Here is a 13,771-nt window from a genome sequence, read left to right as displayed (position 1 = left end):
CATCTGATTTTATTGCCTCCATTTTTTGTGACATAGAGAAACCCCGATGTGGTACTTTCGGGGCTTACTACTGAACTACTTGTGTGGAATAGTTCTTACTAACCTAATCTAAATCACTAACTAATTTTTACTCACCGAATAGGGAACAAATTTTGGATTGCTTCCCCATGTTTTATTTGGTCTTGGCCCCATCTCCAATATTAGTTTGGCTCCGTTAATAATTTCCGAATGATCAAAGTAGGGACCTTTTAATTCCTTACCATTCAAACTTGCCGATTGAATGTATTTGTTTTTTGCAGAGCAATTGTTCGCAATTATTTGTAGTTGATTACCATTGCCTAAATCAATTGTAATCTCGTTAAATATCGGACTACCAATGTTGTACTCCGGAACACCTGGTGTGACCGGATAAAATCCCATGGCCGAAAAAACGTAAAATGCAGATAAACCTCCGCCATCTTCATCGCCGCAAATTCCAAAAGGAGAGTTGGTGAACCACACTTCCATAAGGGAACGGATTCGTTTTTGCGTTTTCCATGGTGCTCCCGAATAATTATACAAATAAGGAATGTGTAAACTGGGTTCATTTCCCATTACAAATTGACCGGTTAAGCCCGTTGCATCCGGAAAAATATCCCAATAATCCCACTTCGGAATACCGAATGGTTCTACAAATAGTTGATCCAGTTTGTTGTTAAATTTTTCATTTCCACCCATCAAATTTATTAATCCGGCAATGTCATGCTGAATATCCCAGGTGTAAGTCCAGGAGTTGTTTTCTGCGAAATAGGCTCTTCCACCTAAACCACCGGATAATTTTGGATCGAATGGTCTAATCCATTTTCCATCAGATGATTTTGGAGCCATAAAACCAATTTCAGAATCAAAATTGTTTTTATAATTATTGGCTTTTTTTGAGAAAAGCTGGTAGTCTTCTTTCTTGTTAAGATCCTTTGCCAATTGTGCAATGCACCAATCATCATAGCTATGCCCAAGTGTTAAGGCTACTGCTTGTCTTTTTTCCCAATGGTGAACTTCTTTCACCCATTCTTTTTCTCCTGGCTTTAAAGCTGGGAAAAAGCCATTTTCATGATAAAAGGTATCTAATTCTGTTGCCGGACCATTCTTCCATGGTAACATGGTAGCTTCCAATTCATTCTTTTTTAAGCCCTCAAAGGCTTTCTCGATGTTAAATCCTCTTATTCCTTTAAAATAAGCATCTGCTATAATCGAAGAGGCGTGATTTCCATTCATGCAAGTATGATCGCCCGTAAACAGGGGAAAGGATGGCATCCAGCCACTTTGTTCATACATTTTAATGTAGGAATTGATTTTTTTTGATTGATTCTCCGGATCAATTAAGCACATCAATGGATGAGTCGCCCGGTATGTATCCCAAACCCAATCGTCAACAAAAAAATCAACGCCATCATCACTATGGATTTTTTGATCGTAATTACTAAAGTATTTTCCGTCTTCAGAAATATTCACCATTCTCTCATAGCAACGGTAAAGTGCCGTGTAGAAAACTGTTTTTTGATCTTCACTTCCACCTTTCACCAGTATTTTACTCAGTGCATCATTCCATATCCGTTTGTGAGATTCTTTGTATTGATCAAAATCCCAATCAGGCATTTCGCTTTTCAAATGTTTTTTAGCCTCTTCTGCCGAAATATAAGAAACAGCTATTTTAAGTTGTAATGGATTTGAAGTATCATCAAATCGAAAAAACGCTCCAATTTTATTTCCCGAAATAGTTTTGCTGTTCGAGTCTAATTTGTTTGTGTCGAAAGTGCCGTAATCAGACATGTTTTGATCAAACCGGACTGCAAAATAAATTTTTACAGGATGCTCAAGATCAATGCCGTCAACCGCTGTAATCATATCAAAACCTGTAATTGTATTTTCTTTAGGAGAAATGTTAAATTTCCCATTATCTCTGCATTGCAAGTATAAATTTGCAGGAGCATTGTTTGTGAAGCTAAAACGTGAAAGTGAAACATGTTGACTTGCAGTTAATTCCATTTTGATATCAAAATCTTCCAATAAAACGGAATAGTAATACGGACTGACTGTTTCCTGGTCATGGTCATAGGCAGACTCCCAATTTTCAGGTTTTTGCGAGGTCGGATTCTGAGAAATCATGAATTTGCCGATTGTTCCTTTCCTGTGAGAAACAATAGTGAAGGGAAAGTGTGTAATTTTCTCGCTTTGATAACCTTTTGGCTCTTTTGAAATACGCATCATGCTGTTGGGAAGATGCACCAATGGAATTGTTGGTTCGAGCATATGACCAATGCCTCCAATATTTGGATTTACATAGTCGACAATTTTCTTTTGTGCAAATAGAGTCAAAGAAAAAAGTAGAGAGAATAGTAAAGTGAGCTTCTTCATTAAAAGGTATTCTGATTAATATATTTGAAGCAAAACTATGTTGCGTCAATTAATTTTAATTTAATTGTGGATTAACTCCGTAAATTAAATTGTTAATCAATGTTTTCTTTTGGGTTTAGTTGGCAGTTTGTAAGGGAGTTGTGTTGTTTGTTTTTGTAATTGATATTTTTTTAGATAGGATCTTTTTTGTATTTATCATGATAAGAGGAAAGTGCATTTCGGTTGAATTAGTTTACCCATTACTAAATTGCTTCAAGATTTATGAGTGCTTTTTTGGACTATCTGTGCTCTTTCAGTTCATTTTTATTCAGATTTTATGAAAATTATGGGCTTACAAGTGAAAAAATCATGGAAACGTTTGCGTAAACCAATTATTTACACTTATATTGTGAATCCTTTGTGAAAAAAACAAAAAATACCATTTGTAATCACATTGAATCACACTTTTTTTACTCATCAATTATTTGGTGAGATCTTACTAACCACTAACTAATCACTAACAATTAGATCCTGTTTATTCTAAATAAGCAGGATCTTTTTTTATCTTTTTTTTTCAATTTACCTTTATCGTTAGCTTAAGCATTTTGAAGAAAAAAGTCTTTTATTGTGATTAAAGTATGGAGATGTTCAACGAAAAAGTTTTATTTAGTAATAATTAGGCTTTATTAAAGCAAATGAGAAGATCCATAAATACTTGTGAAATTTTTATGGGTTAATAACAGACTGATCTGCAATCGTTTCCAATGGGTGTTTTATAACACGTAAAGATTGGGTTAAAAATACTTCAAAGTGCTTTGAATTGTATCGAAAGACCTTAAAATTTGCAGAAGCAAATTATACATATCATATAAGACTTAATTAACAAATATTTATTAACAATGACACCCAAGTTTAAAGCGCAAGCCGGAACTTTTGAATCAAGCGATATTATGATTCTGATTGAGCCTCTTGAAAAAGATTCTGGTCGCAAAGTTGATATTTCTTCAACAGTAATACTTCAGTTCGAAGAAGATATTAAAAAAACTATAAATCAGGTACTTGATCGGCTTCAGGTTAAAGATTTGCATCTTATTGCCAAGGACAAAGGAGCACTGACGCAGACAATCGAAGCACGAGTTGAAACAGCAGTTAAACGATCTTTAGGTATCCAGGAGGGGACAATGTAATGGTAAAGAAAAAAAGAAGGTCGATGTTGTACATTCCCGGTAATAATCCGGCAATGATTCAACAAGCAGGAGTTTATGGTTGTGATGCTGTTCTTCTTGATCTGGAAGATGCTGTAGCATTAAACCAAAAAGATGCAGCAAGAATTTTGGTTCGTAATATGCTTAAAACGGTTAATTTTTACGACACCGAAGTATGTGTGCGTGTAAATAATTTTCATACGCCGTTTGGATTAACGGATTTGGAGGAAATAGTGCCGTTACAGCCAGATAATATCCGTTTCCCGAAAACAGAAACAGTAGCCGATGTTAAGGAGTTCATGAAAGAAGTGCGGCGCATCGAAAAGGAACATGGAATTAAGAATCCAACCATGACTATTCATGTGATGATAGAAACAGCCAAAGGGGTTGCGAATGTTTATGATATCGCGGCTGCCGATCCAAGAATAGATGCTATTACTATTGGAGGGCAGGATTTAACTGCAGATATGGGTATTATAAAGACTCCGGATGGAGTTGGTATTGATTACGCACGTAAGAGAATCGTGATGGCTGGAAAAGCCAATGATTTAGACGTTTTAGATACTATTTTTGCTGATGTGAACGACGATGAAGGTTTGCGGGAAGAAACAGAATATATTAAAAAAATAGGTTTTGCAGGTAAGGCTCTTATAAATCCACGTCAGGTTGATGTTGTTCATGATGTGTTTAACCCGACTGAAAATGAGGTGCGTAAGGCGTATCGTGTTTATTCTGAGTTTATTAAAAACAAAAAAGCTGGTATTGGAGTTTTTGCAATTGATGGAAAAATGGTAGATGCTCCTGTTGTTCAAAGAGCAATTACAGTTTTGGAATATGCCAAAATAGATTTGAAAGAAATTGAAAAGAATGCTGGTTAGTTTTTAAGCTTGGATTTAAAACGTAGACAAATGAAAAATGCAATAGGAGTTGAAATTCCTGAATATATAGAAGGCCTTGGGAAACTTGAACCTTTCCAGGGAGTTTGGAAAAGTATTATTGAAGACGAAGTTCCATCAACAAATATTTCACGAACGCTTAAGGCTAAAAAACCTCATGTTTCCAAACTTTGTAAAAATCTGGAAGAGGCTATCAAAAGATGTAAACCTTTTGATGGAATGACTGTTACTTGTCATCATCATTTAAGAGGTGGAGATGGAGTGTTGATGCAGGCCATTAAAATACTTGATGAGATGGGCATTAAGGATATCACCTTGGCGTCCTCATCACTTACATCAGCTCATGATGGTTTGGTTCCTTATGTTGAAAAAGGAATGATTACCAGAATCTTCACATCAGGTATCAGAGGTGCATTAGGCGATGCAATATCAGTTGGGAAATTAAAATATCCGGCAATTATTCACTCTCACGGTGGTCGTGTACGTGATTTTTTAACAGGAAGAATTAAGCCTGATTTATCGGTTTTAGCAGCATCTGCAGCTGATGAAGAAGGAAATGCAACAGGTGCTCATGGTCCATCAGCTTTTGGATCTATGGGATACGCAGATATTGATGCCCGGTATTCTCGTAATGTAATTATTGTTACTGATAATTTGGTTGAATATCCTTGTGTGCCTTGTACTGTACGTCAACATTTTATCGATTATGTGGTAAAAGTGGATAGTATCGGTGATGCAACAAAAATTGCATCCGGAACTACCCGTATTACCAATTCACCAATGGATTTACGTATTGCCCGAATTGCTGCAACAGTAATTGAACATTCTGGTTTGTTCAAAAATGGAATGTCGTTTCAGGTAGGTGCAGGTGGAGCTTCTTTGGCGGTGGCCAAATTTCTTCGCGAAGATATGAAGCGGAAAAATATAATTGGCAGCTTCATGATTGGAGGGGTAACTTCCTATGGTGTTGATATGTTGAATGAAGGGTTGTTTCATTCTATTTTTGATGTGCAGTCTTTCGATGCCGCAGTGAGTACTTCGGTATTGAATAATCCAAATCATATCGAAATTTCGTGTGATCAATATGCGAATCCCAATAACTGCGGATCTATGACTAATAAGTTGGATGTGGTTGTTTTGGGTGCACTCGAAGTGGATGTTGATTTCAATGTAAATGTAATTACGGGTTCTTCAGGAGAAATAAGAGGCGCATCCGGAGGTCACTCCGATACCGCATCCGGAGCGAACTTAACAGTTGTTGTTTGTCCGGCATTTCGTGGTCGGTTACCCATTGTAAAAGATCGCGTTCACACTGTTGTTACTCCTGGAGAAAGTGTTGATGTAATTGTAACCGAGAGAGGTGTATGTGTTAATCCAGCGAAACCAAATTTGGCAGCGAAACTTAAAGAAGCCGGGGTGCAGGTGGTTGATATTCGTGACTTGAAAGAGGAAGTGGAGAAAATGACTGGTGTACCTGCCGAAAAGCAATTGGGAGATCAGATTGTAGGCTTGGTTGAATATCGCGACGGGACTATTATTGATGTAATTTATAATGTAAAGAATCTCTCATAAGCTGAGGCCGATTTATACAAATGAAATATGATACACCCTACTTGTTTTAAGCATTTAGGGTGTATTTGTAAACAGGAAGTAGACAAAATGGAGAAAGTCGTAAGAGAAATTTTGGAGGCTAAAGAAATCCGGTCAAAAGAGAGACAGAAATTTGCTGAGTTAGGAGATATTTCACTAAGTCTGACTCTTAATATTCCCGGTGTTCCAAAATCGAATGATCAGATCAAATTGTTTTTCTCAGAATGTTTGTCTGATCTGAAACGATTTTTACTTTCTCATCGGATTATTATTGAGGAAAAAAGAGAAATTATTCGTCCTGATGCAGCAGGAGATTTTTATTTAGTCCCTGTTTCAGGCATTGAAATTTCAGCAGCAACAATAAAAGAGATTGCAGAGCTTTATGAAAAGGAGCATTCGTTAGGTAGACTCTTGGACGTTGATATTACTGATAAAAAAGGAAATCCGGTTTCATCGGGAAAAGCCAAGAAGTGTTATTTCTGTGATGAGCACCCTGCTGTGTTTTGTATGAGAAGGCAAACTCATGAATATGGAGAAATGAGAGCTGTTATCGAGAAAGATATATCCCGTTTTTTACAGGAAAGAAGGAAAATCAGGGTTTGTAAAGATTTGTCTGCATTTGCTTTAAAAGCACTTCTTCATGAAGTATCTCTGTCTCCAAAACCTGGTTTGGTCGATCGTTTTTCGAACGGATCTCATTCGGATATGGACTTTTCAACATTTTTAAATTCGAGTGCTGTCTTGTCTGTCTATTTTAAAGAAATAGCTGAATATGGTTATTCTTATTCGTCTGCAAATATAAAAGATGCTCTGCCAAAATTGAGACAAATTGGATTGCAAATGGAAGAGGATATGTACCGTGAAACTTGTGGGGTGAATACTCATAAGGGAGCCATATTTTTGTTGGGATTTTCACTGTTTGTAAGTGCCAATCAAATAAAAAACCGGAATTTTTCGTATGATTCATTTGTTAATCAAATAAAGGAATTAAACGGTAACTTAGTTGAGAATGAGTTGGGGAAGAAGCTTTATAGCAGCAAAAAAACACATGGAGAAGAGTGTTTTGAGAAGTTTGGAGATATGGGGAAAGGAATTAGAGGCGAAATTCAATCAGGATTACCTTGTGTTTTCAATCATGCAATTCCTGTTTTGAGTTCTCATTTCGATAAAATGGATGCAGTAAAAGATGAAATTATTCATGAAGGATTAAAACAAACACTTTTAGTTTTAATTGCTCACAATAACGACAGCAATATTTTATATCGTAAAGGAGAAAAAGTTCTTAATGAATTACAGGATATTTCACAACAGGCTTTTATTCTTTTTGGAACTCAATATTTTAATTCAAAGTATCAGGATTTATTGGATTATTGTTATGAAAATCGGATATCTCCAGGTGGTTCTGCTGATTTGCTTGCTGTTGCATTCTTTACATATATGGTGAATAAAAAGTACAATTAGAAAGTACTCAATACAAATTGAAAATGAATAATAAAACAACATTTGTCATGCTTTCATAGATGCTGAGCACCTTTCATAACATATAAAATTAGAGGGGTATTTTCTGTGAAATGCATATTATTGAGTGCGGAAATAAAAAGAAAATATTTACACAAAACAATACTAAACAACGAATAAGGATGGGAGTTGAGAATACAGATTATAGGGAAGAGTCTTTAGATCTAAACAATCCCTTTGATATAAAGCTGGTCTCAGAATTTCTGGAGCCATTGGGTTTTGAGTTCGATTCTATAGACGTTGATTACACCATGATTCTTTATAATTTGAATCAGGAGGTAATAGGAACCGGGTCGTATAAAGGAAGAGTACTTAAATATGTTGCAGTTTCTCCTAAATTTAGAGAAGGAGCTGCTTTTGCGCAAATTGTAACACATTTAATTGAATTGGTTATTAATGAGCACAAACACATTTTTGTTTACACGAAGCCTCGTAATTTAGAGGTTTTTAAAGGATTGGGATTTACCGAAATTGCAACTGCAGAGCCATTGTTCTCTGTTTTGGAATTTGGATATGAGAATATCAAAACATATCAGGACTATTTGCGGTCCATAAAAAAGGATGTAACTTTTGGTGGCATCGCAGCCATAGTTGTAAATTGCAATCCTTTTACTAAAGGGCATAAATATCTGATCGAAAAAGCTTGTGCGGAGAATAGAGTGTTGTACCTATTTATAGTTGAAGAGGATCGTTCGTCATTTACTTTTGATGTTCGATGGCGATTGATTCAGGAAGAATTGGGGCACATTAAAAATCTGGTAATGGTGAAGGGGGGAGATTATGTAGTTTCAGGAACTATTTTTCCTTGTTATTTTTTGAAAGATGAGAAAGAATGTGACATTGCGGCTAAACAAGCCGAATTGGATGTAATCACTTTTTTGAATTATATTGTTCCAATTTTAAATATTAATAGAAGATACGTTGGAACTGAAATGTATTCGCCGGTAACTGCAGCCTACAACGAAGCCATGATTAAATATTTACCGTCCAATGGCGTTGAAATTCTTGAAATACCAAGAATTACACAAGGGAGCTCAGATAATTATATTTCTGCATCAAAAGTAAGAATTGCGATCCGTGAAGACAGACTGAATGAAATCCTCGATTTTTTGCCGGATTCAACGAAGAATTATTTGTTGTCGGAGGAATCTGCTGAAATTAGAGAGAAGATAAAAAATACAGTTACCAGACATTAAACAGAAAAGCCGGATGAGCATCATCCGGCTTTTTTTAACTTTACAATATTATAAACCTATTCGTTTTCGGATATTAGAAAGTGTGGTTGGTTTTGAATTGTAGGTGTATTTTGCGAATATCAGATAAAAAAGCAATAGTAGATTGAATAAGTAATTGAAATACAGAGGTATATGGTAGTTGTTGCGGGCTATATCATCTATAAAAATATAGCATAAGGTAAAAACTTCACCCCAAAACCACAGCCATAAAAACAACTCGCTTAGGTCATCTGTTTTTTTTGTTTTAAACGTGTGGATTACTTGTGGCAGAGCACAAATTGCGAAAAGAATGCTTCCCATCCATCCAATAATTTCATTTGCTTGCATGTCGTCGTATTTTCATGCAAAAATGAACAAAACAAAGGAGAAAAATAAGAAATCCGGCTAATTTCTTTGGATTAACAACAAAGTGCGGTCATCATCAAATTTAGAGACATTGTAGATTTTGGTTAATTCCAATTCCACATCTTTGGGTTCAATAATTTCTTTTTCTTTGTTATTATCAAGAATGTAGAATATAGCTTCATCACCAATCATCTCACCGGTTCTGTCATTAACAGCTTCGGTGTACCCATCGGTATAAAAGAATAGTTTGTCTCCCTTATTAAACTCGTGAACTAAGCTTCTATATTTGATTCCCTTTACAACACCCAATAAGGTTCCAACAATATTTAATTGCGATATGGTTTTATCTATTCCATCATAAAGAAAAGGTCGAAGAGCTCCGGCTGATGCAATACTAATCTTATTCGACGAAGTACAAAGCGATATGATACTCAGAGTTGTGAATACTTCAGTTAACTGAATGTCTTTAAAAAGATATTCATTTATAATATCCAGAAATTTGCCCGGTGATTCAACAAAATCGAGTTCTTGTCGATTAACGAAAAAATTAATGGTACTTCGTATGTAGGCAATATAGGCTGGTACAAAGAACCAGGCATCCCATTTTTTTCCCATTACATCACCCAAAATCAATATTTTTCTATTCTGGTCTACATCAATAATTTCATAATAATCACCTCCGGGTAATTTATTGTAGGGCTGATGAAGAATTTGAATGTTGTAGTCTCGTATGGTATCCTGAAATTCATTTTCGAAACGAATTGGAGATCTTTTTGCTGCCGAATTAAGCGCGCTTAAGTATTTGCTTTTTAAATCATGTTCGCGCTGAACATTGGAGTTTATTTGATGGATAATTAGCTTAGGATTCAGATTCTTGAATAGAAAACCACTTATTTTGGATTGCATTAGACTTTCCAGTTTGTCCATGTCGTCAGCATCAGTAACAAGAATGTTTATTGGAATATGATTCGAAACAATTTCCGTTATTTTATCTAAGATTGAGATCGCCCAATTTGCTTTATCGTCAATAATAATGCCCCAGGTATTGGTGTCCTGCAGAGCCATGAAAAAATCAGAATCGGAATAAACAGCGGTAATATTTGTTTTGAGATGTTTTCTTGGAAGAGGAAAGGGTTTAATTCTATTTGCACAATATATCAGGTTTCCTTTTTCAAAACTGATGTCATCTTTTCTCGCACTATCAAGAATATCTTTTCTTAAATAGGCTTTCTTTAAATGGGATTTGATCTTTGAGATAAAGATCTTTTGTTTGATTGGTTTGGTGATAAAATCATCCGCACCGTCATTCAGATTTTTAATCCATGTGTCTTCCTCGTTGTTTCCAGAAAGAAAAATAAAAGGAGTGTGCTGGTATTCAGGTGTCTGTCTTAGTCTTCTTACCAGTTCATTGCCATCCATTAATGGCATGTATAAATCTGAGATGATAAGATCGAAATGTTGACTTTTGGCCTGATCAATAGCCTCTTTTCCGTTTTTTGCAAGTGTTGTTTGGTAACCTAATCCTTTTAGAGTAAACTCAATGAATTTTAGGATAACTACGTCATCATCAACAACCAGTATATTTGGCGAGACTTTTGCCATATCAGTATTTATTCAACTGATGAAAAGCTGTTAACACATGCGGTTTGGTCTTGTAAAATATCAAAAATAGAATCCAACTGCATTAATTCTATCAGCTCCATTACATCTCTGTTGATATTGCAAAGTTTTATAAAACTTTTATGTTCTTTTGATGTTTTAAGAGCCGATAAAAGTGCACCAAAACCAGAACTGTCAATAAAGCTGATTTCTTCAAAATCAACAATTAATTTTGATTTAGGTTGAGACAAAAGTTCATTCATTTTTTCCTTCGCAATATTTGCATTTAAGGCATACAAACGATTGGTTTCTCCCAATTTCATTATTGTTATAGAGTTTACCTGTTTGGTTTCAATATTCATAGCAGTAAAATATGGTTACAGTGATTAAAGTTGTCCTAAGGTTTCTTTTAATTCTTTTATGGCTAAAGGACATTGTGATAAAAATTCCTCTACTAATACAGGAATATTTACTAAATCAATGTCATTCATAGTTTCGTTTTTTACGTTAGTCCAGTTTTTTTCATCTTGAGGACTAAATTCAATCCTGTTTTCTCTCTTCAGCTGCAATTCAAACTTTAAATTTCCTTTTGAAAAATGCTCTAATTGTTCTAGACAATCACCAGAATTTTCCATTCCCATTGTTCGTACGGATGATTTTGCCTTGTGGGCAATAGCGCCTAAATCCTGCCAGTTCCGAGCTTCAAAACTTCTTGATATTTCTTCTTCAAATTCAGGGATTTGTTCCAGAAAAATATCAATCATTTCACTGATGATGTTTTTGTCATTTCCAGACATCTCCTTTAAATAGGAGAGATCTGTGATCATTTCACCTTGAGTCATTCTGTTGATATGAGCTTGTTCGATTTAACATTTGTTTGATTTTTTTTATAAATTCAACTTTTATTTCGATAGAAATAATGCGCTGAATTTTGAGCAAAATCTTCATTATCGCATATGCAATAATACTAATTTATTTTTAATTTACCTATTGCTCCAGCTATTCAATTAGAGCTTAGTATGCTTGATTTTACTGATTGTTTATTGATCGTAATTTTTTAGATTTGCTATTGTTTGCCCGATTAATAATTAGGATTAAGCTCAACAAAAGATTTTTTTTTTCGTAACACTAATTTTTACAGAATTTATCTGAACAAAATATCTAACTTAATGTTTATGATCTGGAAGTTTACTACCGCTGTTTTTCTTTTTGTTTTTTTATTATCAGGGAATCTAACCGGGCAAGAGTTGTTGCCTGTGAAAAAGTCTGAATTTGTTGATAATGAACCGAATCGAAAACAAGCTTTTGCCCAAGTGAAAGAGGCATCTGAGCTGTATCAAAAAGGAATTGGATATGTGCCCCTGAGTTTAAATCTCTTTTTGAGTGCCTACAACTTAAATAATAATAATCCTGAGTTAAATTACAATATTGGTCTTTGTTATTTAATATCAGGACCAAGAGATGCTGCGCTGTCATATTTACTTGCTGCAAAATCTGCTAATGCAGATATCAGTGCAGATATTCATTTTCTGATTGGCTTGGCTTATAAATATCAAAATAATTTTTCTGATGCAATCATTCATTTTAAAATGAATAAAGAGTTAATTCAGCAGAATAAGTATAAAGAGCAGAAAGAACTTTTGCCTATAAGTGATAAACACATTCAAGAGTGTCGAAGTGGCAGGTTGCTAATGAAAAATAGTCTTGATCTGGAGATACAACCTGTTGAAGGAAATGTAAACTCAGAATTTGATGAATTTAATCCTCAAATAATAGATAGTAATCTGTTTTTTAGTTCGCGAAGAGGATTAGAGAATGATAGCAGGTCACCAGAAGATCAAAAGTTTTTTGAAAAACTTTTTAAGGCTTCAAAAAGTGAGGTGTTGGATATTGAGGTTCGTGAAGAGAAAAATAATTTAGGAGAAAATGTAAATTCTACTTTGCTGTCTAAATTTGACGATAAACAATTTGTATTTTATAATAGTAATTCGGGAGCAGGTGATTTGTTTCTGGCAGAAAAGGAGAGAGGCAAATGGAAAATAGGAAGAGCAATTAAATTCATTAACGAAAAGGATTCAAGAGAGAGTTCTGCAAGTTTACCTCAGTCGGGAGATGAAATTTATTTTGTAAGTAATCGTAAAGGTGGCTTTGGCGATTGTGATATCTATTTTTGTAAAAAAGAGTCGGAGTCTAAATGGTCTAAGCCAATTAATATTGGTGGCGATATTAATACTGAATATGACGAAGGTGATGTTTTTATAAGTGCGGATGGCACTAAGTTATTTTTCAGTTCAAAGGGGCACAATACCATGGGGGGATATGATATATTCAAGTCTGACCGTCAGGACGATGGAACTTGGAGTAAGCCAATAAATCTGGGATATCCAATAAATAGTACTGATAACGATATTACCTATTATGAGGATCAGAATGGTGTTTTTTATTTTGCATCCGAGCGTAGCGGAGGCAAAGGAGGATTTGATATTTATTGTCAAAAAATACCTGAGCCGGTAATCGAAGAAGTTGCAGAGGAAGTCATAGTAGAACCAGTGATTGAACTTCCTGAAACGAAAATAGAAGTTCCTGTTACTCTTCCGCTTGTAAGTTTTAAAAGTGAGGCCGTTGCAATAACTGAAACTCCGGTAAAACAAGAATTAGTTGAAGAAGACTTTGTTTATAGAGTTCAAATTGCTGCGGCAAGAAAAGAAATGGATCCTAAAGATTTATTTAAAAGGTATAAAGGAGGTGAAGTTATAGATCATTTGTTTGTAGAAAACTGGCATAAATATACTATCGGAGGATTTTTAACATTTAAGGAGGCTACCAAATATAGGGATGCCTGTGGAGTGAAGGATGCTTTTGTTGTTTTGTTTAAAGGAGGTTATCGATTAGGTATTGCAAGAAGACCTTTTGAGGCAAACTAGTGTATTGGCACAAACGATATCTGAGAAAAATTTTTACATTTGCAAAAGATAACACAAACACGATTTAATAACTTTTTTCTCAGGTA

General features: G+C 34.9%; 11 protein-coding genes. 6 read left to right on the top strand and 5 right to left on the bottom strand.

Annotated features, from left to right (window positions below):
* Positions 1 to 120: 120 nt before the first annotated feature.
* On the bottom strand, positions 121 to 2,394 hold the full coding sequence (locus tag BZG01_RS13590) for a GH92 family glycosyl hydrolase (RefSeq protein WP_101310383.1): 2,274 nt from the start codon (positions 2,392 to 2,394) through the stop codon (positions 121 to 123).
* 878 nt (positions 2,395 to 3,272) lie between these two features.
* Here BZG01_RS13590 and citD point away from each other — a divergent pair.
* The 5 genes from citD to BZG01_RS13565 all read left to right on the top strand — a co-directional run bounded on the left by citD (position 3,273) and on the right by BZG01_RS13565 (position 8,778).
* Positions 3,273 to 3,560 carry a citrate lyase acyl carrier protein gene (gene citD, locus BZG01_RS13585; RefSeq protein WP_101310382.1) on the top strand — a complete coding sequence of 96 codons (288 nt, stop codon included), beginning with the start codon at positions 3,273 to 3,275 and terminating at the stop codon, positions 3,558 to 3,560.
* A gap of 23 nt (positions 3,561 to 3,583) precedes the next feature.
* A complete protein-coding gene (locus BZG01_RS13580; protein ID WP_197092754.1) occupies positions 3,584 to 4,456 on the top strand; it encodes an HpcH/HpaI aldolase/citrate lyase family protein in 873 nt (290 codons plus the stop codon).
* A gap of 30 nt (positions 4,457 to 4,486) precedes the next feature.
* Positions 4,487 to 6,046 carry a citrate lyase subunit alpha gene (gene citF, locus BZG01_RS13575; RefSeq protein ID WP_101310380.1) on the top strand — a complete coding sequence of 520 codons (1,560 nt, stop codon included), beginning with the start codon at positions 4,487 to 4,489 and terminating at the stop codon, positions 6,044 to 6,046.
* Positions 6,047 to 6,133: 87 nt separating this feature from the next.
* Positions 6,134 to 7,525 carry a triphosphoribosyl-dephospho-CoA synthase gene (locus BZG01_RS13570; RefSeq protein ID WP_180327320.1) on the top strand — a complete coding sequence of 464 codons (1,392 nt, stop codon included), beginning with the start codon at positions 6,134 to 6,136 and terminating at the stop codon, positions 7,523 to 7,525.
* Between the two features lie 179 nt (positions 7,526 to 7,704).
* Positions 7,705 to 8,778: a [citrate (pro-3S)-lyase] ligase gene (locus tag BZG01_RS13565; protein ID WP_180327319.1), complete on the top strand. Its 1,074-nt coding sequence runs from the start codon at positions 7,705 to 7,707 to the stop codon at positions 8,776 to 8,778.
* Positions 8,779 to 8,826: 48 nt separating this feature from the next.
* On the opposite strand, the gene BZG01_RS13560 is transcribed toward BZG01_RS13565, so the two are convergent.
* The 4 genes from BZG01_RS13560 to BZG01_RS13545 are packed head-to-tail and all read right to left on the bottom strand — an operon-like array spanning position 8,827 to position 11,603.
* Complete coding sequence (locus BZG01_RS13560) at positions 8,827 to 9,144, bottom strand: PQ-loop repeat-containing protein (protein ID WP_101310377.1); 318 nt, start codon at positions 9,142 to 9,144, stop codon at positions 8,827 to 8,829.
* 57 nt (positions 9,145 to 9,201) lie between these two features.
* Positions 9,202 to 10,764 carry a response regulator gene (locus BZG01_RS13555; RefSeq protein ID WP_101310376.1) on the bottom strand — a complete coding sequence of 521 codons (1,563 nt, stop codon included), beginning with the start codon at positions 10,762 to 10,764 and terminating at the stop codon, positions 9,202 to 9,204.
* Positions 10,765 to 10,772: 8 nt separating this feature from the next.
* On the bottom strand, positions 10,773 to 11,123 hold the full coding sequence (locus tag BZG01_RS13550) for an STAS domain-containing protein (RefSeq protein ID WP_101310375.1): 351 nt from the start codon (positions 11,121 to 11,123) through the stop codon (positions 10,773 to 10,775).
* A 24-nt stretch (positions 11,124 to 11,147) separates the two neighbouring features.
* Entirely contained in the window at positions 11,148 to 11,603 is a 456-nt protein-coding gene (locus tag BZG01_RS13545; protein WP_101310374.1) for an Hpt domain-containing protein, read from the bottom strand.
* Between the two features lie 333 nt (positions 11,604 to 11,936).
* Between BZG01_RS13545 and BZG01_RS13540 the strand changes: the two genes are divergently transcribed.
* Positions 11,937 to 13,685 carry a PD40 domain-containing protein gene (locus BZG01_RS13540; protein ID WP_180327318.1) on the top strand — a complete coding sequence of 583 codons (1,749 nt, stop codon included), beginning with the start codon at positions 11,937 to 11,939 and terminating at the stop codon, positions 13,683 to 13,685.
* Positions 13,686 to 13,771 lie beyond the last annotated feature (86 nt).

The organism is Labilibaculum manganireducens (assembly GCF_002843385.1).
GTDB lineage: Bacteria > Bacteroidota > Bacteroidia > Bacteroidales > Marinifilaceae > Labilibaculum > Labilibaculum manganireducens.
This window is presented reverse-complemented; position numbering and strand designations above follow the sequence as displayed.

What these genes read in the sequence shown, in the direction of transcription:
- citF (WP_101310380.1), top strand. Translation starts at nt 4,487, where the DNA reads ATGAAAAATGCAATAGGAGTTGAAATTCCTGAATATATAGAAGGCCTT.
- BZG01_RS13545 (WP_101310374.1), bottom strand. Translation starts at nt 11,603, where the DNA reads ATGACTCAAGGTGAAATGATCACAGATCTCTCCTATTTAAAGGAGATG.
- BZG01_RS13550 (WP_101310375.1), bottom strand. Translation starts at nt 11,123, where the DNA reads ATGAATATTGAAACCAAACAGGTAAACTCTATAACAATAATGAAATTG.
- BZG01_RS13590 (WP_101310383.1), bottom strand. Translation starts at nt 2,394, where the DNA reads ATGAAGAAGCTCACTTTACTATTCTCTCTACTTTTTTCTTTGACTCTA.
- BZG01_RS13565 (WP_180327319.1), top strand. Translation starts at nt 7,705, where the DNA reads ATGGGAGTTGAGAATACAGATTATAGGGAAGAGTCTTTAGATCTAAAC.
- citD (WP_101310382.1), top strand. Translation starts at nt 3,273, where the DNA reads ATGACACCCAAGTTTAAAGCGCAAGCCGGAACTTTTGAATCAAGCGAT.
- BZG01_RS13580 (WP_197092754.1), top strand. Translation starts at nt 3,584, where the DNA reads ATGTTGTACATTCCCGGTAATAATCCGGCAATGATTCAACAAGCAGGA.
- BZG01_RS13540 (WP_180327318.1), top strand. Translation starts at nt 11,937, where the DNA reads ATGATCTGGAAGTTTACTACCGCTGTTTTTCTTTTTGTTTTTTTATTA.
- BZG01_RS13560 (WP_101310377.1), bottom strand. Translation starts at nt 9,144, where the DNA reads ATGCAAGCAAATGAAATTATTGGATGGATGGGAAGCATTCTTTTCGCA.
- BZG01_RS13570 (WP_180327320.1), top strand. Translation starts at nt 6,134, where the DNA reads ATGGAGAAAGTCGTAAGAGAAATTTTGGAGGCTAAAGAAATCCGGTCA.
- BZG01_RS13555 (WP_101310376.1), bottom strand. Translation starts at nt 10,764, where the DNA reads ATGGCAAAAGTCTCGCCAAATATACTGGTTGTTGATGATGACGTAGTT.